The sequence below is a fragment of the Bowmanella yangjiangensis genome (assembly GCF_017255015.1).
In the GTDB taxonomy this organism is placed as follows: domain Bacteria; phylum Pseudomonadota; class Gammaproteobacteria; order Enterobacterales; family Alteromonadaceae; genus Bowmanella; species Bowmanella yangjiangensis.
The window spans coordinates 87,923-108,393 of record NZ_JAFKCS010000006.1; the positions used below are offsets into that span (position 1 = coordinate 87,923).

General features: G+C 50.9%; 17 protein-coding genes. 6 read left to right on the forward strand and 11 right to left on the reverse strand.

What is annotated here, in order from left to right:
* Positions 1-9: 9 nt before the first annotated feature.
* From J0A65_RS08380 to J0A65_RS08390, 3 genes are read right to left on the reverse strand one after another with little or no spacing between them, the layout of a single operon-like run.
* Entirely contained in the window at positions 10-1,134 is a 1,125-nt protein-coding gene (locus J0A65_RS08380) for an RDD family protein (protein WP_206593717.1), read from the reverse strand.
* The gene (locus J0A65_RS08385; protein WP_206593718.1) at positions 1,134-2,309 is read right to left on the reverse strand and encodes a vWA domain-containing protein; all 1,176 of its coding nucleotides are present in this window, start codon (positions 2,307-2,309) and stop codon (positions 1,134-1,136) included. Before J0A65_RS08385 ends, J0A65_RS08380 begins: the two co-directional genes overlap by 1 nt.
* Complete coding sequence (locus J0A65_RS08390) at positions 2,309-3,145, reverse strand: AAA family ATPase (RefSeq protein ID WP_206593719.1); 837 nt, start codon at positions 3,143-3,145, stop codon at positions 2,309-2,311. Before J0A65_RS08390 ends, J0A65_RS08385 begins: the two co-directional genes overlap by 1 nt.
* A gap of 168 nt (positions 3,146-3,313) precedes the next feature.
* On the opposite strand from J0A65_RS08390, the gene cysK reads away from it, so the two are divergent.
* Both cysK and J0A65_RS08400 read left to right on the forward strand, forming a co-directional pair.
* Entirely contained in the window at positions 3,314-4,279 is a 966-nt protein-coding gene (gene cysK / locus J0A65_RS08395; protein WP_206593720.1) for a cysteine synthase A, read from the forward strand.
* Positions 4,280-4,430: 151 nt separating this feature from the next.
* Positions 4,431-4,892 carry a hypothetical protein gene (locus J0A65_RS08400; RefSeq protein WP_206593721.1) on the forward strand — a complete coding sequence of 154 codons (462 nt, stop codon included), beginning with the start codon at positions 4,431-4,433 and terminating at the stop codon, positions 4,890-4,892.
* Between the two features lie 27 nt (positions 4,893-4,919).
* On the opposite strand, the gene J0A65_RS08405 is transcribed toward J0A65_RS08400, so the two are convergent.
* The 3 genes from J0A65_RS08405 to J0A65_RS08415 form a co-directional block, all read right to left on the reverse strand.
* Positions 4,920-5,273, reverse strand: coding sequence for a DMT family protein (locus J0A65_RS08405; RefSeq protein ID WP_206593722.1), 354 nt, complete (start codon positions 5,271-5,273; stop codon positions 4,920-4,922).
* A gap of 309 nt (positions 5,274-5,582) precedes the next feature.
* Positions 5,583-7,286: a gamma-glutamyltransferase gene (gene ggt / locus J0A65_RS08410; RefSeq protein ID WP_232849820.1), complete on the reverse strand. Its 1,704-nt coding sequence runs from the start codon at positions 7,284-7,286 to the stop codon at positions 5,583-5,585.
* A gap of 119 nt (positions 7,287-7,405) precedes the next feature.
* A complete protein-coding gene (locus J0A65_RS08415; RefSeq protein WP_206593723.1) occupies positions 7,406-8,170 on the reverse strand; it encodes an enoyl-CoA hydratase in 765 nt (254 codons plus the stop codon).
* A gap of 176 nt (positions 8,171-8,346) precedes the next feature.
* On the opposite strand from J0A65_RS08415, the gene rrtA reads away from it, so the two are divergent.
* Together rrtA and J0A65_RS08425 are read left to right on the forward strand one after the other, a co-directional pair.
* Positions 8,347-8,940 (forward strand): rhombosortase, encoded by a 594-nt coding sequence (rrtA, locus tag J0A65_RS08420; RefSeq protein ID WP_206593724.1) that lies wholly within the window; start codon positions 8,347-8,349, stop codon positions 8,938-8,940.
* A gap of 1 nt (position 8,941) precedes the next feature.
* Positions 8,942-9,358, forward strand: coding sequence for a GFA family protein (locus J0A65_RS08425; protein WP_206593725.1), 417 nt, complete (start codon positions 8,942-8,944; stop codon positions 9,356-9,358).
* 12 nt (positions 9,359-9,370) lie between these two features.
* Here J0A65_RS08425 and J0A65_RS08430 read toward each other — a convergent pair whose 3' ends face one another.
* Positions 9,371-10,282, reverse strand: a complete 912-nt coding sequence (locus J0A65_RS08430; protein ID WP_206593726.1) for a Gfo/Idh/MocA family protein — start codon at positions 10,280-10,282, stop codon at positions 9,371-9,373.
* A gap of 103 nt (positions 10,283-10,385) precedes the next feature.
* Positions 10,386-12,872, reverse strand: a complete 2,487-nt coding sequence (locus tag J0A65_RS08435) for a S9 family peptidase (RefSeq protein ID WP_206593727.1) — start codon at positions 12,870-12,872, stop codon at positions 10,386-10,388.
* A 158-nt stretch (positions 12,873-13,030) separates the two neighbouring features.
* Here J0A65_RS08435 and J0A65_RS08440 point away from each other — a divergent pair, with 158 nt between their 5' ends.
* On the forward strand, positions 13,031-13,576 hold the full coding sequence (locus tag J0A65_RS08440; protein WP_206593728.1) for a glutathione peroxidase: 546 nt from the start codon (positions 13,031-13,033) through the stop codon (positions 13,574-13,576).
* 41 nt (positions 13,577-13,617) lie between these two features.
* Here the strand turns inward: J0A65_RS08440 and J0A65_RS08445 are convergent, their stop codons facing one another.
* Positions 13,618-16,182, reverse strand: coding sequence for a TonB-dependent receptor plug domain-containing protein (locus J0A65_RS08445; protein WP_206593729.1), 2,565 nt, complete (start codon positions 16,180-16,182; stop codon positions 13,618-13,620).
* A 284-nt stretch (positions 16,183-16,466) separates the two neighbouring features.
* Positions 16,467-17,078: an FMN-dependent NADH-azoreductase gene (locus J0A65_RS08450; RefSeq protein WP_206593730.1), complete on the reverse strand. Its 612-nt coding sequence runs from the start codon at positions 17,076-17,078 to the stop codon at positions 16,467-16,469.
* 190 nt (positions 17,079-17,268) lie between these two features.
* Here J0A65_RS08450 and J0A65_RS08455 point away from each other — a divergent pair, with 190 nt between their 5' ends.
* Positions 17,269-18,672 (forward strand): DUF4397 domain-containing protein, encoded by a 1,404-nt coding sequence (locus J0A65_RS08455; protein WP_206593731.1) that lies wholly within the window; start codon positions 17,269-17,271, stop codon positions 18,670-18,672.
* A gap of 36 nt (positions 18,673-18,708) precedes the next feature.
* On the opposite strand, the gene J0A65_RS08460 is transcribed toward J0A65_RS08455, so the two are convergent.
* Complete coding sequence (locus J0A65_RS08460) at positions 18,709-20,433, reverse strand: potassium/proton antiporter (RefSeq protein ID WP_206593732.1); 1,725 nt, start codon at positions 20,431-20,433, stop codon at positions 18,709-18,711.
* Positions 20,434-20,471 lie beyond the last annotated feature (38 nt).

Below are 20,471 nucleotides of genomic sequence, written 5' to 3' on the forward strand. Positions count from 1 at the left end.
ATGCAGCGCTCAGTTTGCTGCCTGTGATTGATGTTCCAACGTGGCAACCTGCTGTTCACTCAACACTACTTTGGGTTTGCGTAAATCAACAACCAACGTTTCTGATATTTTATCCTGAATTGCCTGACGATTGGCATCCCAATATATCTGTAAAAAACCCAGCAAACCTGTTGCCACACCGGCACCGTAGCCGCCATAGCGACCAAAGCTTTCCCATAGGTTCAAGCCCTTACCATCAAGTTTGATAACCCGAATACCCAGCAGTTTTTTGGCTGGCGTCTGGCCTTGCCACCAGGCGGTAAACACCGAAAAATAAAACGCTGCCCAACCAAAACCCAGGCCAAGATCTTCAGCCAGCCCTTTCGCCCACTTAATCACACTGTAGTCTTCGGCGGACTTCTGATGAATCACCTCATTAGCTCGCTCACTCGGTGCTTCATCAGCCGTCACCGAGGTATCTGCTGTTTGAGTTTCAACCTCGGCGGATTGAAACTTTTCTGTATAACGGGCCAATAAATCGGTCTCTAATTGCTTTCGCTCAGGCTTGTCCAGGCTGTCAGAGGTCGCACGCACAAACTCTTTAATTAGCTCCTTAGCGCTACTTTTAGGTAGCTCAGCGTCAGCTAAATCATCGGCCAACGCCTGACCGGCCGTTGTCCAGCAGTTCAGCGCGGGCTGACAAACACCGCCAGCAATATCATCTTTCAAACTGGCAATACCTGTCAGATGTTTAGTGGTTAACGCCACCACCGCCAGCCCCTGGGCTGCGCTCATAACCGTTGTACTGCCGCCACTGTTTTCATCTTCAGGCGCCAGCGCCTCAAACAGCCCAAAGGCAAAAATAAACAGCATAAACAGTGAGGCGATTCTCAATGCCAGATTGCTACGGCGTTTCTCCGGGCTGCGGGCATGTAAACGACTGCTGGCATGCCAAAACATCCAACAGAACAGCGCCGCCAGGATCAAACTGTTCACTGTTGCCAGCATGGCAACCAGCAATAAGTCCAACAAGAGTGCAATACCCCGCCGGGTAGGGCTGGCGAGCGGGGTACCAAGCAGATCGTCGGCCACCTTAAAGGCATAAGGGGTAATAATTTCGCGGGTTTCTTGCTGTGTCATTACTTGTGACGGCATTATTGTTTTTCCTGCAATTTTTTTATAGCCTGCGTAACGCCTTCCAGCGTCATGGGGTAAAAACGCTCCCCCATTAATTGCCGCATCACATTAATAGACGCATAGTAATGCCAATACCCCTGCGGCTGCGGGCATAGCCACACGTTATGCTTAAAGTGCCCCAGCAAGCGCTGCATCCAGGTCGCACCAGGCTCTTCATTCCAGTGCTCGACACTGCCGCCGGGATAGGTAATTTCGTACGGGCCCATGGTGGCATCGCCGACAAAAATTACCTTATAGTCCGCCGCATACTTATGAATGATATCCCACACCGGCAAACGTTCATGGCGGCGCACATTATCCTGCCATACTCCTTCGTAGATACAATTATGAAAATAAAAGTATTCCAGGTGCTTAAACTCACTTCTGACTGCCGAAAAGAGCTGCTCACATAATTGAATATATTCATCCATTGAGCCGCCCACATCAAAAAACATCAAGAGTTTCACACTGTTGTGTCGAAGCGGTTGCATATGCAAATCGAGCAACCCGGCATTTCTGGCCGTGCCGCTAATGGTCTGCGGCATATCCAACTCTTCGCTGGCACCGGTGCGGGCAAACTGACGAAGCTTACGAAGTGCCACTTTGAGGTTACGGGTGCCCAGTTCCACATCGTTGGCCAGATTACGAAACTCGCGTTTATCCCACACCTTCGCGGCGCTAAACTGACGATTGCCGTCCTGGCCAATACGCACCCCTTCAGGATTATAGCCATAGGCGCCAAAGGGAGATGTACCGCCAGTACCAATCCATTTATTGCCCCCCTGATGACGCTTTTGCTGCTCTTGTAAGCGTTCGCGCAAGGTCTCCATCAGCTTTTCCAGCCCCCCAAGGGCCTGAATGCGGCGTTTTTCCTCTTCGCTAAAATGCCGGTCTAACTCCCTACGCAACCAGTCTTCAGGAACCTCGGCGAATAAATCCAGGCTTTGTACGCCATCGAAATAATCGGCAAAGGCTTGATCAAACTTATCGTACTGGCTTTCGTCTTTGACCAATATAGTGCGGGCCAGGTAATAAAAGCCTTGCATATCGGCAAACACCAGACCGGCTTTTAACGCACCCAGCAAGTCCAGCAGCTCCCGTAAGCTAACCGCTAGGCCATAGGCACGCAGACGAAAGAAAAAGGTAATCAGCATCAGCGTTTGGCCATAAACGCCAGCTTTTCAAACAGGTGAATGTCCTGTTCATTCTTCAGCAGCGCGCCGTAAAGCGGCGGAATACTCTGTTTTGCGTCTTTATTACGTAGCGCTTCGGGTGGAATATCTTCGGCCACCAATAATTTCAGCCAGTCAATCAATTCAGAGGTAGATGGCTTTTTCTTCAGGCCCGGCATATTACGCAGGTTAAAAAAGGACTCCAACGCCTGATTCAGCAACTCCTGTTTTAATTTAGGAAAATGCACCTCAACAATGCGGCGCATTTCTTCATGCTCAGGAAAGCGGATGTAGTGGAAAAAACAGCGGCGCAAGAAAGCGTCGGGTAGCTCCTTCTCATTGTTGGAGGTAATAATCACCACCGGGCGCTGCCGGGCTTTAATGGTCTGGCGGGTTTCGTAAACATGAAACTCCATGCGATCTAACTCAAGCAGCAGGTCGTTGGGAAATTCAATATCCGCTTTGTCGATTTCATCAATCAGCAATACCGGTTTTTTCGGGGCTTCAAAGGCCTGCCATAGCTTGCCTTTCATTATGTAATTGCTGATGTCCTGCACTTTGGCATCGCCAAGTTGGGAGTCACGCAGCCGCGATACCGCGTCATACTCATACAAGCCTTGCTGGGCTTTGGTGGTAGACTTGATGTGCCAGGCAAACAGCTCAGTATCCAGGCTTTTCGCCACCTCTTCGGCCAGCAGGGTTTTTCCCGTACCCGGCTCTCCTTTGATCAACAACGGACGCTGTAAACAAATGGCGGCATTAACGGCCAACTGCAATTCCTGGCTGGCGATATAGTTATCGGTACCGGTAAAGGACATAGACTACTCTGAATGATTGTGATGATTCACAATATCATATAGCGAAAAAGCAGTTTGTTTTTAGTCTCAGAGCCTTAATCTATTACACATTCCCCTAAACAGGGGCAAAATTTCAGCCGGCGCCTGGGCAAATTGACCTGAGCGACGGCCGTTACGCAAGGAATCACCATGCAAGTATTTAAAGACAATTCTGAGTCCATAGGTAATACCCCGCTGGTTAAACTGAACCGCGTTACCGGCGGTAACGTGTACGCCAAAATCGAAGCCCGTAACCCGAGCTTCAGCGTAAAGTGCCGTATCGGCGCCAACATGGTATGGGATGCCGAAAAACGCGGCGTGCTGACCAAAGGTAAAGAGTTGGTCGAACCGACCAGCGGCAATACCGGTATTGCCCTGGCCTTTGTGGCGGCCTCGCGCGGTTACAAACTGACCCTGACCATGCCAAGCACCATGAGCCTGGAGCGTCGCAAACTGTTAAAAGCCCTGGGCGCCAATCTGGTACTGACCGAAGGCCCCAAAGGTATGAAAGGCGCTATCGCCAAGGCCCAGGAAATTGTTGACTCCGATCCGTCCAAGTACGTGATGCTGCAGCAATTTGATAACCCGGCTAACCCTGAAATCCATGAAAAAACCACCGGTCCGGAAATCTGGAATGCCACTGACGGCAAAGTCGATATCTTCGTCGCGGGCGTAGGTACTGGTGGTACTATCACAGGTGTCAGCCGTTATCTGAAAAACACTCAGGGTAAAGCGATATTATCTGTGGCCGTAGAGCCTACCGATTCACCTGTTATCACCCAGGCCAAAGCCGGTCAGGAATTAACCCCAGGCCCTCATAAAATTCAAGGGATTGGTGCCGGTTTTATTCCAGGTAACCTGGATCTGGACTTAGTGGACGTAGTTGAACAGGTTGGTAACGACGAAGCCATGGAAATGGCCCATCGCCTGATGCGTGAAGAAGGTATTCTGGCCGGTATTTCCTCTGGTGCCGCGGTGGTAGCCGCCAAGCGCCTGGCCGAAAAGCCGGAAAATGCTGACAAGACCATTGTGGTTATTCTGCCAAGCTCGGCTGAACGTTACCTGTCCAGCCCGCTGTTTGCCGGTACATTTACTGACGCTGAACTGGAACAGTAATCCTCATCAGCCTCTAAGAAAAAGCGCTCTCCCGAGCGCTTTTTTTATCTGGGTATCAGGCAGCAGTCTAAGGTTAGCGCACGCAAACTTTACTTTTTGCAGGCAAGCTTGCAGACTCACAATTCCAATTACTGCCATGCACGGGAAGAAGATGTTGAGAACCCTGTTAACCAGTGTTTTGCTGGCCGGCTTAGTATTATTAAGCGGTTGCAGCGATGGGAAGAAATCTGACGGCGTGGGCCGTTACGGTATGCTCGCCAAGGGTACACCCGAGTATGCGGCCATTGAGTTTTTCGATCATCTCTACCATGACGAAAATATGCAGGAAGTACTTAAGCTCAGTTCGCCAAAAATGGCGCGCCTGCTGAAAAACTATAAAACCAGTCGTAACTTCCAACGCCATGTTATGAACCTGACCTACCAGGAAGTGGAAATGATGGTGGACTCTGGCAACAACAAAATGCGTTCAGAGTTCTCAGATAAGGCCTCAGTAGTGATTTTCTTCACGGGTACCGATCACGGCGACAAGAAAGAGGATTTGCGTACCGTCAACCTGCTTAAAATCGGCGGTGATTGGAAAATTGACGAAATCGAAGTCGACAAATTTATGTAAGGGGCCATAAGGCCCCTTTTTACGACATCAAGCCAACTTATCGCGGAACATAAAAAACACCGCCCCCATCAGACACAAGCCTGCCCACAGATAGTCCAACTTTAGCGGCTCCTTTAAATAAAACACCGCAAAGGGCACAAACAGGCTTAAGGTAATCACCTCCTGAATAATCTTAAGCTGCCCCACCGACAGTACCGTATAGCCAATACGATTGGCCGGCACCTGCAACAGGTATTCAAATAAAGCGATGCCCCAACTTACCAGTGCGGCAATTAGCCAGGGCTTGCTGGTCATACCTTTGAGATGACCATACCAGGCGAAGGTCATAAACAGATTGCTGCACATCAGCAGCAGTACACAAATAACAACCGGGTTTTGCATAGAAAGAGTAGGTAAATAAAAAAGGAGCCTATTCTGCGCTCGCCCTCTGCTTTCGCCAATCACCTTGCGGCGGTATTTTTGCTATGTAAGCAGAATGCCGTATCACCGCAATACTGATGCCTATCACCACTCTACCAGCATAAAATTCTAAGGTAGCGGAGTAACAATTTTATGAGACCTACAAGCCAACAGACAAGAGGCCTGTTGTAAATGGGACTGGCGCATCATAAATGATGCGCCATATAAAGCTGGAGCGTTAAACAAAAGCACTGAACCCGCCAGCGGCGGGTCAGCTAAATATTACACCTACTACAAACCGACAGCGACCCCTTCCCTTCTGGGATCGGCGCCGCCAATCAGCTTGCCGTTTTTAATCATAATGCCGTGCAGACCGCTATTAAGTTCTTGTACTTTGACCTGATGGCCCAGCTTTTCAAATTCGGGTGCTAAGGCTTCCAGAGCACTGTCTTTTTCCAGCGCGGTATAGTCATTACGGTTGGTAATACGCGGCAGATTGATGGCCTGTTGAATGTCCAGTTTCCAGTCCAGCACCCCTACCAGAGTCTGTGCCACATAGTCGATAATACGGCTGCCACCGGGGGAGCCGACCACCAAGTAGAGCGCACCTTGTTTATCAAATACCATAGTCGGACTCATGGCACTGCGCGGGCGCTTGCCAGGCTCAACGCGATTGGCCACCAGGGAACGGTTAACCTCAGGCACAAAGGAAAAATCCGTCATCTGGTTATTCAGCAAAAAGCCTTCCACCATCAGTCCTGAGCCAAAGGCCATTTCAATACTGGTGGTCATAGACAGGGCATTACCCTCTGCATCGACAATAGAAATATGGCTGGTATTAGGCAATTCATAGGCATTATCAGCAGCCAAACGCTGATGCGGGAAAGGATTACCGGCAAACGCACGCCCCATATCCTGGGCTTTATTGATTAACTCTGCGCGCTCTTTGATATAAGAGCCGCTGATCATCGCCGCCACGGGATGGGGGAAAAAGTCTGGGTCAGCCGAGAAGGTTTCGCGGTCGGCGAAGGCCAGTCTCGAGGCCTGGGTAAACAAATGCAGCCCCTCAATCTGGTTTGGCGCAAAACTGGCCATATCAAAACCTTCCAGCAAACGCAGGATTTGTAAGGTGGCTACCCCGCCAGAGCTGGGCGGGGCCATACCGCAGACCCTGTACTGGCGATATCCACCACATACCGGGGTGCGTTTTTTGGCTTGATACGCAGCCAGATCCTGGGTCGTCATAGTACCTGGGTTAATACTGGCTTTTTGTACGGCTGCCACTATTTTGTCGGCCAGATCCCCCGTATAGAAGGCATCTGCCCCCTTTTGTGCAATAGTATTAAAAGTGCGGGCCAGCGGCAGATTCTTGCGCAAAAAACCGGCCTTAATGGGCTTACCATCAGGATAAAAATAGGCTTTGCTGGCAATAAACTGTTTTAGACCGGGATGCAGTTCCAATTCGACCAATTTGGCCAAACGAGGTGAGACTTTAAACCCTTCTTCGGCGGCAATAGTGGCGTCACGAAACAAGCTTATCCAGGGTAATTTGCCATGTTCTTTGTGGGCAGTTTCCAGCGCTCGCAGTACGCCGGGAACCCCCACGGCGCGGCCTCCCACAATGGCTTCGCGCCAGGGAATAGGCTTGCCGTCTTTGATAAAGTGCGCAGCATTAGTGTCTCGCGGCGCGGTTTCGCGCCCGTCATAGCTGTAAAGAACTTGTTTTTTGTTATCCCAGTACAGCATAAAGGCACCACCACCAATGCCGGACGATTGTGGCTCAACCAAGGTCAGCATGGCTTGTACAGCAATGGCGGCGTCAATGGCCGTACCACCTTGCATCAGTACCTTTTTTCCGGCCCAGGCGGCATAAGGATTGGCCGCACTGACCATAAACTTCTCACCACTGACGGCCGTTTTATTGGCAAATCCGGTGGCAGCTTCAGGCTCTCGGTCTTCTCTTACTTTGTCCTGTGCCACAGCGGGCCAGGCCAATAAACACCATCCCAATAATAACGCCGCTTTATACAAATCAATTCCCCTCAATGCGCAAATCACGCTAATTATGCCAGCAGGCCCCTGGGCCTGACAAAGCCGCTCGTCTTCTTGTGTGGCTAGTTAAAAATGGCCGGATCAGGCTTACGCTTTTGCAAAAATGCCGCAAAAGCTTCCTTGGCTGCTGGTGAATCCAGTTGCTGAATAAAGCAGGCCAGCTCCTTACCCATTTGCCGACGGGTCTCGTCGATGTCCCCTCTCATCAATTGCTTGGTCAACGCCAGCGCCTGACGGGGTTTAGCTACCAGCTTGGCCAGCACCTTATTGACTTCCTCAGCCAATAGCGGCGTGTCCACAATCTGATTTACCAAGCCATGACGTTTGGCATCTTCGGCGCCAAAGGCGTCCCCCAGCATCAGCCATTCGGCCGCTTTGGCGTAACCGACCCGCTTGGGTAACAAATAGCTGGAGGCGTACTCTGGTACTAAGCCCAGGTTGATAAAGGGTAAGGCAAAGCGGCTGTCGGGTGAGCAATAAACTAAATCACAGTGCAGCAATAAGGTGGTACCTATCCCCACCGCCATACCTTGCACTTGTGCCACCACAGGTAATGGGCACTCCAGTAAAGCATGCATAAAACGCTCGGTGTCTTTTAGCATGTCGCGACCAGAAAAATCGGCAAAATCGGCCAGGTCATTACCGGCAGTAAAATCACTGCCGGCCGCGCACAGCAACACTGCTCTAACCGCTGGGTTTTCTTTCACGTCTTCAAGCGCCTGCGCCAATTGCCCATACATCTGCGTTGACAGGGCATTTTTCTTATCAGCACGATTTAACTGAATCTTCAGCACATGCTGTTCGTACAACACTTCGATAAAAGACATTACTTTCTCCAGACGTTTTCGCCACTTTACCAGTCCCCGCGCCTCCCGGGCCAGTTTCTGGCTGATTTTCTTATCGCAATACGGGCACTTGTACAAATCGCAGCCAGCGCCAATTAGCGTACCTCTTCGCTCCCCGGCACGGTATCATAGTCGCAATACGGAGGATGTAATACCTTATGCCAAGATTACCGCTTCACTTCCAGCACTATGCCGGGCCGCTGCTGATCCTGCTGCTGGCTGGCCTGCTATATGGCCTGGAGCCTTGGAGCCAGGAATATCTGCAGTATGACCGACTACTGATTCAAGATGGACAGTGGTGGCGTTTGCTCACCGGCCATCTGCTGCACACCAATTTCAACCACCTGCTGCTAAATAGCGCCGGCGTCTTGTTACTCTGGGCGCTGCATGGCCAGTATTATCAGTACCGCAGCTACCTGATGTTTATGCTGATTTGCGGCCTGGGCTGCAGTCTGGGCTTGTATCTGTTTTCAGTGCAGTTAATCTGGTACGTGGGATTATCCGGCGTGCTGCATGGGCTGTTTGCCTGGGGAGCCGCCATGGATATCCGCCATGGTATAAAATCAGGTTGGCTACTCCTCCTCGGTTTATGGGTCAAAGTACTTTATGAGCAATGGGTCGGCCCCAGTGCTGAGGTAGCTGAGCTGATCGGCGCGAATGTCGCCATTGATGCCCATTTATTCGGTGCCGCAACAGGGACTGTACTGGCCTTCCCTGCGCTGTTTCGGCATTTTTCACATAAGGAAAAATGAAATGAAAATTCATGCAGACGGCCGCTGCCTTTGCGGCGCAGTGACACTAAGTGGCGAAGTAGAAAATAAAGTGGGTGTATGCCATTGCAGTATGTGCAGGCAATGGGTGGGCGGCCCTTTTCTGGCCGTTGATGGCGGCACGGATCTGACAATCAGCGGCAAGCAATTTGTCGAGCGCTTTGATTCGTCTGATTGGGGGGAACGCGCCTTTTGCAAAAAGTGCGGCAGTGCGCTGTTTTACCGGTTAAAGCAAAACAATCAGCATATCGTCTCGGCGGGTTTGTTTGGCGACTTGGAGGGGCTAATCCTGGATCATCAAATCTTTATTGATGAAAAACCGCATTACTATAGCTTTGCCAACCAGACACACAATATGACGGGTGCAGAAGTCTTTGCTCAGTTTGCTACGCAAGACTGAGCAAGCTGACCTTCAGGCGCCCAGACGACGGCAGATTTCTTCGCACAACAAATGGCTGTTGAGATTACGGGCAATACTGGCATCGTCCAGCTTGCCCTGCTCTACCACAGACAACCAGTGCGCCAGCATGGCGTAAAAACCCTTGCTGTGTAACATGGGGGTCCAATCTGCCAGATTGAATTGCAATGCGCGGTTGTTTGACAAGGTTCTCCCCGAGGTAAAACTGTCAAATTCCAGCGTATGGTTGTCCTGACAAAGCTGGATACGCTCGCAGGTCATGCCAAAGCGCCGGTCCATGCTGGCTTCAAAATCGCGTTCGCCAACTCGCCACTGACAACGTAAACGGCTCAGTTGCAGGCCCTGAAACTGACTTTGCAGTTGAATATCATCCGGATTAACGTTGCCGTATAGGTTTACCCCATCCAGCGCGTGAATAAAATCGTCAAACACAAAAGTGCGCGTATCACCGGGCAGGTTATGCCTGTGCTTTTCCCAGCGCAGAGACTGCAAGTTTTGCAGCTCAGTCAGTGGGCTGCCGGCTTCCTGCTGCACTATGGGTAAATAGCGGCGGTTAAAGCCAACAAACAACGATGTGCCCTGCTTCGCAGCCAATTCATGCAGACTTTCGCAATCGGCATAATTGTCACATAGCGGTTTATCCACAAATACCGCCACTTTGCGAGCCAGAAAGTAGCGGGCAATATCAAAATGGCTGGACGTGGCACTGTGGATCATTACCGCATCCACAGCCGGTAACTGGCGGTAGTCCATGCACGCCTCGGCAACCCCGTACTGCCTGGTCAGCCGCTTTAGTACCTCAGGGTTGCGACTGCACAGCAGCCAGTCCACTTCGGGCCATTCCTGCAACAGCGGCAAATAGGCTTTTTGGGCGATATCTCCTAACCCAATCAAGGCGATTTTCATATTCTGGCTCCTTTGCCGCGCAAACAACCGCAGCTAAATTACTGTAGCGAAAGCCAAAAGAAAAGCCCCGACCAACGGGGCTTTTCTTTAAGTGACACAGCTGTTAGTTGAGGTTGTCCTCAAACAACTTATAGATACGACGATACTCATCCAGCCAGGAGCTGGGCTGACGAAAACCGTGCGACTCAACCGGGTAGATAGCGGTTTCAAAATCGGTTTTCTCCAGTTCAATCAAACGCTGCACCAGGCGCACCACATCAACAAAGAACACGTTGTTATCCACCATAGGTGCGTTAATCAGCAGTGGCTTATTCAAGCCTTCTGCATAATAGATTGGCGAGCTGCGCTTATAGGCCAGATCGTCTACTTGCGGGGTGTTCAGAATATTGGCGGTGTAAGGCGTGTTGTAATAAGCCCAATCAGTCACCGGACGCAGCGCCGCACCACATTGGAACAGCTCAGGGTTGGTAAACAGCGCCATAAAGGTCATAAAGCCGCCATAAGAGCCGCCATAGGTACAGATACGCTTGGTATCTACGTTGGCATTGGCACCTAACCAGTTAACCCCGTCTTGAAGATCCTGAATTTCCGGGGTCCCCATCTGACGGTAAATGGCGGTGCGCCAGTCACGGCCGTAGCCCGCGGAAGCACGATAGTCCATATCCATGACCACATAGCCTTGCTGCACCAGCATGCTGTGGAACATAAATTCACGGAAATAACCTGACCACCCCAAATGGGCGTTTTGCAGATAACCGGCGCCATGGTTAAAGATTACCGCTTTGCGTTTCTGACCCTGCTGGTAATCCTCGGGTAAGTAAACCTTGGCATACACCGGCAATTGAGAATGGCTGGACGGTACCGGCACCACTTTGGGTGCAACCCAGGGCATGGCTTTAAAGGCTGCGCTGACAGTATCGGTCAGTTTCACCGGCTTGGCCGCGACCTGCGCCTCCTGCACATATAACTCAGGCGGACGAGTCACCTGGCTGTGGGTTAGCAGCAGTTTTTGCTCATCCGGGCTAAGCACATATTCATTATCACCACCCATATCGGTGAGGGCTTCAATATCGCCGCTTTGCAGATTCACCCGGTAAATTTCGTAAATACCAGGATGCTTGATGTTGGCTCTGAAGTAGATGAACTTGTCATCACGGGTCAGCGTCAGCTTGTCGACTTCATAGTCGCCATAGGTCAGGGCCAACTCTTTGCCGCCCAATTCCTGACGATACAACTGCGCATAGCCCGACTGCTCAGACAGAAAATACAAAGTTTCACTGTGGTTCAGCCAACCAAAGCTGTTGAAACGGTAGTTTACCCAGGCCTTGTCGTGCAAACGGTGCTGATTCACCAGTTTACCTTTGGCCAGATCTACAGTGGCAATCCAGCGGTCTTTATTGTCCCAGGCTTTGAGCATCACAGCCACTTGCTTACCACTGCTGTGCCACTTGATAGCGCTTTCGCTCCAGTACCAGTCGGTAATCAGACCAATATCCCGCGGCAGGCGGTTTGTTTCGTATTTCTCGCCCTTAGCCTTGGCATTTTCGGCTTTTACCTCGGCCAGTACATCGTCATTGTAGCCAGGTAGGGTTTGATAGCTCAGGGCCACCTGGGTACCTTTGCTTAAATCCAGTAACCACAGTTCCTGGGCGCGAGGCTTTGCATCCACCACCATACGCCGCACGGCTTCAGATTTAATCCGACCGTCTTCGCCAATGTAGTTGGGCATAATGTCGTTATCATCACGACCCGGCTCATCTTTTTCTATGGCCAGTACCAAGCTTTTGCCATCTGGCGACAGGCTAGCTTCCACCGTGCGATAGTTAGCTGGCAGGTAGAATGGCTCAGGGGTTAAGCTGGCATTTTCAGCCATCAGCGCTTGTTTGTGGTCAAACTTGGCCTGACGATCCGCACGTTCTTTATTTACGTACTGGATCAATTCCAACTGTTTTTTAGCCAGATAGTCTTTCGGCGCTTCAACAGCTTTAGGCTTGTCGGCAAACTTCCAACTGGCCAGTTGGCGGGTTAAACCACTGCTAAGATCAATTGCCAGCAAGGCATTGCCTGCTTGATAAGCCAGGCTACCGTTATTCATAAACATCGGGCGGCTGACGCGCTCGCTGGAGCGAGTAAGCTGTGTCACCTTGCCACTGGATAGGTCTTTAACGAACAAGTTTCCTTCAAATAACCAAGCCGCCTTACTGGCATCAGCATTAAAAATGCGCTCACCATTGTCCGTCAGGTGACGCTCACCCAGCGGCAGTAAAGCACCGTTGCCACCTTGCTGAACAGAGGTTTGCCACAAGTCCATCACTGGGCTGCCTTCACGCTTACGGGCATAACGTATGCTCTGACTATCCAGCCCCCAGAACGGGTCCTGCGGGAAGCGTCCCATCCAATCTGGATCTGCCATGATTTGTTCGAGGCTGATTTTGTCACCCTGGGCAGCCAGCGCCGCTTCGGCCTGAACCGGCTGCGGCAGCGGTTTGTTCTGTACTGCAGGACCTGAAGATGTTTGTGAGGTGGTACTGCATGCGCTTAAGCCTGCGCACATAAGCAGCACCAGATAACGTTTTGTCGTCTTGTGCATTGTTATAGTGTTCCCGTTTTGCCTGGGGTAATAAACCGATTATTAAATCCTAAAGTGCCGTTTATCGCTACGATAAATGATCTGACTGAAAGACGATGGCGTATTATCAGTTCTTGTTATACAACAGATTTTAATATCTCATTTCGATAAGGATCACCATGAAAACGCGTTTGATTGCTTTGTTATTCAGTTTGGTAGCCGGCAGTGCCATGGCCGACCAATGCCCTGATTTGCTCAAATTTGTTAAGCGCAAACTGAACTCTCAGGAAGAGGTCAACTTGTGTCAGGCCTACCAGGGTAAGACCTTACTGATTGTGAATACCGCCAGTTATTGCGGTTTCACCCCGCAGTTTGAAGGCCTGGAAAAGCTGTATGCCGATTACAAAGACAAGGGCCTGGTGGTGATGGGCTTCCCTTCTCATGATTTTAATCAGGAAGATAACGATGAAGCGAAAACCGCCGAGCTGTGCGAATTAACCTACGGGGTTAAATTCCCTATGTTTGAGCCGATTGCGGTACGTGGCGATGATGCCGATCCTTTGTATCGGATGCTGGCGAAAAAATCCGGCACTACGCCAAAGTGGAATTTTTATAAGTACTTAGTCAACAGCAAAGGGGATGTCGTAGAGTCTTACGGTTCAAGAACCAAACCTCAGGACAAAGATTTTATTCAGACCCTGGAAAAAACCCTGGCTGGTGAATAACAGCCATTCCCCGGTCAGAATCTGACCGGGGAAGCCTTTCGCTACATCCGGTATTCCAAGCCCAGATAATAGTAGGCACCATTGAAACCAAACGGCGCCGAACGACGCGAGTATTTAAAAATACCGGGGCTGGATACCACCACATTGCCCTGCCCGTCCACAATAGTGCCGCCGCGGGAGTTACCGATTTGGTTTTCATCCGGGGTCACATCGAACAGGTTGTTGGCGCCCAAACTGATACTAAAATCGTCACTCAGGTGATAACGCAACCGCACATCGGTTAACACTTCTGCACCATAGGTTTGGCTGCCGCCGTCCGTCACTGTGTATTCACCATAGCGGTTAAATGCCAGGGTCATATCCCAGTTATCCTGGCGGTATAAACCACTGAGACTGATCCGGCTATCAGGTTGCCACTCCTCAATGATGGAAATATCCTGCTCGGAAAACACCTGATCCACAGAGACAGTTTCCAGCCCACTGCCTTGCGGGGTAAACAGCCGAACAACATCGGTATCCGTAAAGTTAGCCGCCAGGGTTAAGTCCAAATCACCACCGGCCAGATCGGTATTCCAGGTACTGACAATATCCAGCCCGCGGGTTTCGGTATCTGCGCCATTTAAAAAGAACTGGCCGGCACCGGCGCCCGATGCATCCAAAGCCGCATCCAGAGTAGACGACAGCCCTTTGCCTAAGCGGTTACTGATGACTATGCGGTCATCAATATCGATGGCGTAGTAATCCAGCGTTACGCTGATCTCATCAAACAGCTTAACAATGGCCCCAACACTCCAGTTCTGGGACTTCTCCTCGGTCAATTCTGGGATCCCGATGGCTTGCGCCAGATTACTGTCGTTTCTGAACGTGCCCACTTCCTGAGCCACCAACACTCCCTGACTGTTTACGACAAACTGGGTACCGATATTGTTGAAATACAACTGCTGCATGGACGGAGCGCGAAAGCCGGAACTTACCGCACCACGTAAACTCAGATTGTCGGTAACAAACCAGTTAGCGGCAAGCTTATAGTTGGTGGTATGGCCAAAACCGTCGTAGTCATCGTAGCGCAGTGCACCTGTGACACGTAAGTTTTCGCTCAGGTCAGTTTCGACATCCACATAAAACGACATAACATTGCGGGTTTCATCTACCGATGAGGCCGGTGCAATACCTGGGAAGCCCTGAATACCGCCACCGGCATCTTCGCTACCCAAACCACCACTCAAACCACTGTAGATACTCACACCATTTACCGTATCGTAATCACGATAGGCGTATTCTTCACCGGGCAGAATTTTGTAGCCGTCTTCACGCACTTCCGCTCCCAATGCCAACGAGAAGTCGTCAAATTCTTTGCTGTAATCGAGGTTCAGGGTCTGCAGAGACAGTTCCAGACCATAAGCATCTGCCTCACGGGGAATACTGGAACGAATTTCCTCAGCGCTCATGCCCTGCTCATAACGCAGGGTGTTGGCGTAAGACGCATTGATTGAGTCACTGGTCTCATAGTCAATGCGGTTCTCCCCCCAGGTATAGGACAAATCCAAACTAGCCTGGTTGGAAAAATCCACCTTGTAACCCAGGTTGTAAGACAGATCATCAATCTGCGAATTTATTTTGGGCAGGAATCCCATCTGAATAGTGGCATCGCCGTCTTGCAGTGGGGTATTTCCATCTGCATTGGCATTATGACGGAAAAACGCAGCCGACTCGTTGTCACGGGTAGAATAGGTTAAGAAAGCATATAACTCCCCTTCTCCCAACTGATAACCCGTATTTAGGGTTAAGGCAATTTGCCGAGAATCTGCGTCACCAATCCTGAAGGTATCGCGTGGTGCGGTCAGTTCTCTGGGATCCCCCGCCAACAAGGTGCCGTCCGCCAACGTTGTGCAGCCAGGGAACTGGCAGGAGCCGTGCAGTCCGGCCCGGTTGGTATGCCCACGATCCCGGTAGTTAAAGGTTAAATTCAAGTAGCCATCATCCCCCAGTGCCAGGCCTTTATTCAGATCCAGGTTAATGGTCTCACCATCACCTTCTGAATACTCGCCATACGAGAGCCCCGCGCTGCCCTGTTCGGCACTGTCCTTAAGTACCAGATTAATTACCCCGGCAATGGCATCTGAACCATATTGTGCGGCCGCACCATCGCGCAGAACTTCAATGCGTTTGATGGCAGCAGCGGGAATCGCATTCATATCAGTCCCTGCAGTACCACGACCCACTGAGGTATTAATATGAATAAGCGACGCCTGGTGACGACGCTTGCCGTTTATCAGCACCAGTGTCTGGTCGGGTCCCAAGCCTCTTAACGTGGCAGGCCTTAAGGCATCGGTACCATCGCTGATGGAGGAACTGGAGAAATTAAAGGATGGAGCGACCGCCTGCAACATTCTGCCCACTTCGGTTTGCCCGGTGTTCTGCAGGGCTTCTGCGTCTAATATATCGACAGGCACCGGTAACTCTTCTGCCGAACGCCCCGACACTCGACTGCCCACTATGGCTATTTTCTCGACCTGCTCAGCCCCCTGCTCCTGTGCGGTGAGTTGAGAAACAGGTAAGATGCCAAACATGGTCGCCACGGCCATGCTGATTGTGCTCTTTTTCATACTGTGCTCCCTTGATTATGGTTGTATCAATGCGCGGCATCTGCCGACGGTGCGCATTGATAACAAAAGGCATAGCCAACTTCCCTCCATGCCTTATCCAAGGCTAAAAATAAGCCCGGACTATCAAGGTTTAGCATAGATATGCTGATAGTGAGAAAATCAATGGGTAGCGGATACGGTAACTCGCGGGCATAAAAAAGCCCCGCTCGAGGGCGGGGCATAAAGAGCACACTCAACTAGGAACACACATTTGTAAGAGCTCGGCTCTCACTCACTGCACTTATTCAGGCAACCATTTTTTCAATAAGTTCAGAAATTTTTTCATCGGCTTGTGCAAAACCTTTATTCGCCGCGTCAGGCCCCATGTTCAGGCCTTCTGCATAAACAAATTCAACGTCTGACATACCTAAAAATGCCAGTACATCTTTCAGATATTGAGTCTGGCTGTCTTTCGGCGTGCCCTGATACAGGCCGCCTCGTGCTGCCACCACATACACTTTTTTATTTTCCAACAATCCGACCGGACCATTCTCCGTGTAGCGGAACGTCACGCCAGCGCGAGCCACCCTGTCAATCCAGGATTTGAACACCGAAGGAACACCAAAATTGTACATGGGCATGCCAATCACAATAATGTCATGGGCCTTAATCTCTGCCACCAACTCATCTGAAATCGCAGCCAATTCCTTCTGTTGCTCCGAACGCTCATCAGCAGGAGTCATCCAGGCCGCCATTTCGCTGCTGCTCAGATGAGGCAGGTTTAAGCTATCCAGATCCCGCAGCGTAACATTGATATCGGCGGAGGCCGCTAACTGGTCAACGAACTTTTCAGCCAGTTGCCAGGAATGACCTTGCTTACCGTTAAGACTTGTATTGATTAATAACAGCTTTTTCATGGCTCGTTCTCCAGTCAGTTAATTTAGAACACGAGCTAATTATCGACCTCATCATTACGAAAGAAAATCGCAATAAATACGCTAAAACATTCTAATAAAGTGAAAGAAAAGACTAATGTTAAGGGGATGTGATCCCCTGCAGACTTTTGCCCGTAGTTGAATTTGCCTAAACAACAATGAGGAAAAAACCATGCAAGGGATCACAAAGCTCTTGACGATCTCAATGATGACTGCAGCACTATCGGGATGTTGGCTTGATGATGATAATTCAACCACGCCAGCCCCAACACCAGAACCTGAACCACCCGCACCAGTCAGTTCATACGTGCGTATTACCCATGCGGTATCTGATGCGCCGAAGGTTAATATACTTGCGAATGACAGCATACTGGCGGAGTTGGAAAATGTCGATTATCAGGTGTCTTCCCCTTGGATTACCCTGGACGAAGGCAAATACACCATTCAAGTCGATGCACAACTGCCGATGAACACCCAAACTCCGGTAATCGGGCCAGCAGAGCTGACTTTTGCAGGAGATAAGACCTACGATATTTTGGCCGTAGGCACAGTTGCTACCATCGAGCCGTTGATAATTGAAAACGACTTCAGCCAGGTAACAGCAGGCAATGCCAGAGTACAGATCGTACACGGGGCGGCAAATGCCCCTATGGTGGACATCTATGTCACGGCACCTGGCGATGACCTCAGCAGCGCGCAAGCGTTAGCAACGCTGTCGTTTAAAGAGCATACCGCACAAGTTGAAGTATCAGCCGGTGACTATCAGGTAAGAATTACCCCTGCAGGCAGCCAGGATGTGGTGTTTGACTCCGGCACAGTGTCCCTGTCTGATGGCTTGGATGCTATGGTCACTGCAACGGATAATGTCGGTGCAGGTACCTCCCCCGTGACCTTATTACTGTCAACGGCAGAATCTTCAAGTTTGATTTGGGATGCTGATGCTGGCGCGCATCTTCGTGTTGTGCACGGCGTAGCAGACGGCCCTGCTGTGGATGTTTTAGTGAACAATAATTCTACGCCTGCTGCCCCTGGGCTTGACGGCGTTGCATTTCTGCAGCAATCAGGTTATCTCCCCTTAGCCGATGGTGACTATCTGATTGATGTCGCTGCGGACGCAGACAACAGTGTTGTGGTTATTGATGATGCCCCCCTGATGTTGGAGCAAGGTGCAATTTACACTGCCATTGCTCACAATAATCTGGCTAATATTGCCTTAGGTGTATTAGTGGATACCCCAAGACCTCTAGCCACCGCCGCTAAAGTGCGCATTGTGCATGCATCACCCAATGCCGGACGTGTTGATATCTATGTAACAGACAGTGATGACATCAGCAACGCGTCTGCCGCCTTCTCGGATATTCCCTTCAGTTCCCCTGAGTTGGCGAACACTGGCTATGTAGAACTCGCAGAAGGTCGCTACTACGTGACAGTCACGCCAGCAGGTAGTAAAGAACCTGCCATCGGACCACTGGCGTTAGACCTAATGGCTGGGCAAGCCTTTACCGCTGTTGCACTAGATGCAACCGGGGGCGGCTTACCACCACAGGTTTTGTTGTTGGATGACAGCCAACCTTAAAGCTCAAGGGGTGGCCTATTCTGGCCGCCCCTTAACTTAGCTTTCTTTTATACCCACACTCTCAATATTGCCGTTGCTATCCACCTGTCGCACTGTCAGTGTCACACTTCCCACATGCAGGTAGTCTCCAACCACCACACGGCGGTGAAACTTACGGGCAAAGAAGTCCGACAGACTCAAGGCGGCTTTCTCTTGTGTCAGCTCACCTAATGGATAGAACTGCGCCACTTCACCAAGTGACAGGCTGGCATGCAAGCTGAATGCACCGAAGAAGTCACTTTCCTGTAACTGCCTGGCTTTGTCGCTGCTGGCCAGCACGCGACTGACACTGTCCATATCCGCAGCGCGCCCCATCACCAGCACGCAATCGCCTTCAACAAATTGTTGGGTATGCTCAGCCTGAATCCATGCATGGTTGCGGATAATGCCGACAAAACAGGGCTGGTGAGTAAAACTCAGCTCCTCCCAGCGATGTTCGAACGCCAGGCTGTCCTTGTTGATGGGAAAGGCCCAGACTTCCAGCGGGTCACCACTTGGCAGGGTTTCCAGTGGCAAACGCTGCGTTGGCTCTGGCGTAGGCGGTACTTCCAACCCCAGCCATCTCGCCAATGGTGTCATTGTCCAGCCTTGTACCAACAAGGAAATCAACACCACGAAAAACGCCACATCGAAATACAAGGCCTGATCTTCGAGTCCGGATAGCCAGGGATACAAGGCCAGGATGATAGGTACGGCGCCGCGCAGCCCAACCCAACTGATAAATAGCTGTTCGCGCCACGGAAAGGCAAAAGGTAACAGGCACACCAAGGTAGCAATAGGCCTGGCGACAAAAATCAATATCAGCGCGATGGATAGCGATAACGCGGCGTTATCCATCAAATGTGAAGGCGTGACCAATAACCCCAGGATCAGGAACATCAGTATTTGCCCCAGCCAGGTCAGGCCGTCCTGAACCTGTAATATATGCACAATCTGAGGCAACCGCGCATTACCGATGAGATAGCCCATTAAATACACCGCCAGAAAGCCGCTGGCGTTCGCTTTGGCGGTTAAGGAAAACACCAGAATGGCACTGGCAGCAGCCAGCAGTGGTACAAAAGTAAAATCCAGCGGAATACGCCTGACCAATTGGATAAAGGCTTGCCCGCCCAACCAACCGGCAATCAGTCCAATCACTAACTGCCATAACACATCTGTGCCAAGGCTCAGCAGGTCCAGAGAAGCGCCAGTGGCCAGGGCCGTTGTCAGGGTCATGGTCAAAATAACAGCCATGGGATCGTTGGTACCGGATTCAATTTCCAATGTCGACGCCACTCGCTGTTTAAGGGTCACACCGCGAGATTGAAAAATGCCAAACACGGCGGCGGCATCGGTTGAACTGAGCAATGCACCAATCAGCAGCGCTGTCGGCCAGGGTAGTTCGAACAACCAGACCGCCCCGGCCGCGGTGATCGTACAGGTGAGGGCAACACCCAGGGTGGATAAACTAATAGCCGGCCATAGTGCTACCCGAAATCGTTCCTTGTGGGTACGCATGCCGCCATCAAACAAAATAATGGCTAGCGCCAGAGAGCCAATAAAGAAACTAAGCTGGGGGTTGTCGAACTCTACCCCCAATATGCCGTCTTCTCCTGCCAGCATACCTATACACAAGAATACCAGCAGCAGTGGCGCTCCCAGGCGATTTGACAGGACACTGGCAAGAATGCTGAAAACCAGTAACGCCCCACCCAACAGCATAATGCCGATCACTTCATTCATGGCGTTTTCCCCGGCTAACTAAAAAATAAGGTTAACAC

What these genes read in the sequence shown, in the direction of transcription:
- J0A65_RS08380 (WP_206593717.1), bottom strand. Translation starts at nt 1,134, where the DNA reads ATGCCGTCACAAGTAATGACACAGCAAGAAACCCGCGAAATTATTACC.
- J0A65_RS08385 (WP_206593718.1), bottom strand. Translation starts at nt 2,309, where the DNA reads ATGCTGATTACCTTTTTCTTTCGTCTGCGTGCCTATGGCCTAGCGGTT.
- J0A65_RS08390 (WP_206593719.1), bottom strand. Translation starts at nt 3,145, where the DNA reads ATGTCCTTTACCGGTACCGATAACTATATCGCCAGCCAGGAATTGCAG.
- cysK (WP_206593720.1), top strand. Translation starts at nt 3,314, where the DNA reads ATGCAAGTATTTAAAGACAATTCTGAGTCCATAGGTAATACCCCGCTG.
- J0A65_RS08400 (WP_206593721.1), top strand. Translation starts at nt 4,431, where the DNA reads ATGTTGAGAACCCTGTTAACCAGTGTTTTGCTGGCCGGCTTAGTATTA.
- J0A65_RS08405 (WP_206593722.1), bottom strand. Translation starts at nt 5,273, where the DNA reads ATGCAAAACCCGGTTGTTATTTGTGTACTGCTGCTGATGTGCAGCAAT.
- J0A65_RS08415 (WP_206593723.1), bottom strand. Translation starts at nt 8,170, where the DNA reads ATGTCTTTTATCGAAGTGTTGTACGAACAGCATGTGCTGAAGATTCAG.
- rrtA (WP_206593724.1), top strand. Translation starts at nt 8,347, where the DNA reads ATGCCAAGATTACCGCTTCACTTCCAGCACTATGCCGGGCCGCTGCTG.
- J0A65_RS08425 (WP_206593725.1), top strand. Translation starts at nt 8,942, where the DNA reads ATGAAAATTCATGCAGACGGCCGCTGCCTTTGCGGCGCAGTGACACTA.
- J0A65_RS08430 (WP_206593726.1), bottom strand. Translation starts at nt 10,282, where the DNA reads ATGAAAATCGCCTTGATTGGGTTAGGAGATATCGCCCAAAAAGCCTAT.
- J0A65_RS08435 (WP_206593727.1), bottom strand. Translation starts at nt 12,872, where the DNA reads ATGCACAAGACGACAAAACGTTATCTGGTGCTGCTTATGTGCGCAGGC.
- J0A65_RS08440 (WP_206593728.1), top strand. Translation starts at nt 13,031, where the DNA reads ATGAAAACGCGTTTGATTGCTTTGTTATTCAGTTTGGTAGCCGGCAGT.
- J0A65_RS08445 (WP_206593729.1), bottom strand. Translation starts at nt 16,182, where the DNA reads ATGAAAAAGAGCACAATCAGCATGGCCGTGGCGACCATGTTTGGCATC.
- J0A65_RS08450 (WP_206593730.1), bottom strand. Translation starts at nt 17,078, where the DNA reads ATGAAAAAGCTGTTATTAATCAATACAAGTCTTAACGGTAAGCAAGGT.
- J0A65_RS08455 (WP_206593731.1), top strand. Translation starts at nt 17,269, where the DNA reads ATGCAAGGGATCACAAAGCTCTTGACGATCTCAATGATGACTGCAGCA.
- J0A65_RS08460 (WP_206593732.1), bottom strand. Translation starts at nt 20,433, where the DNA reads ATGAATGAAGTGATCGGCATTATGCTGTTGGGTGGGGCGTTACTGGTT.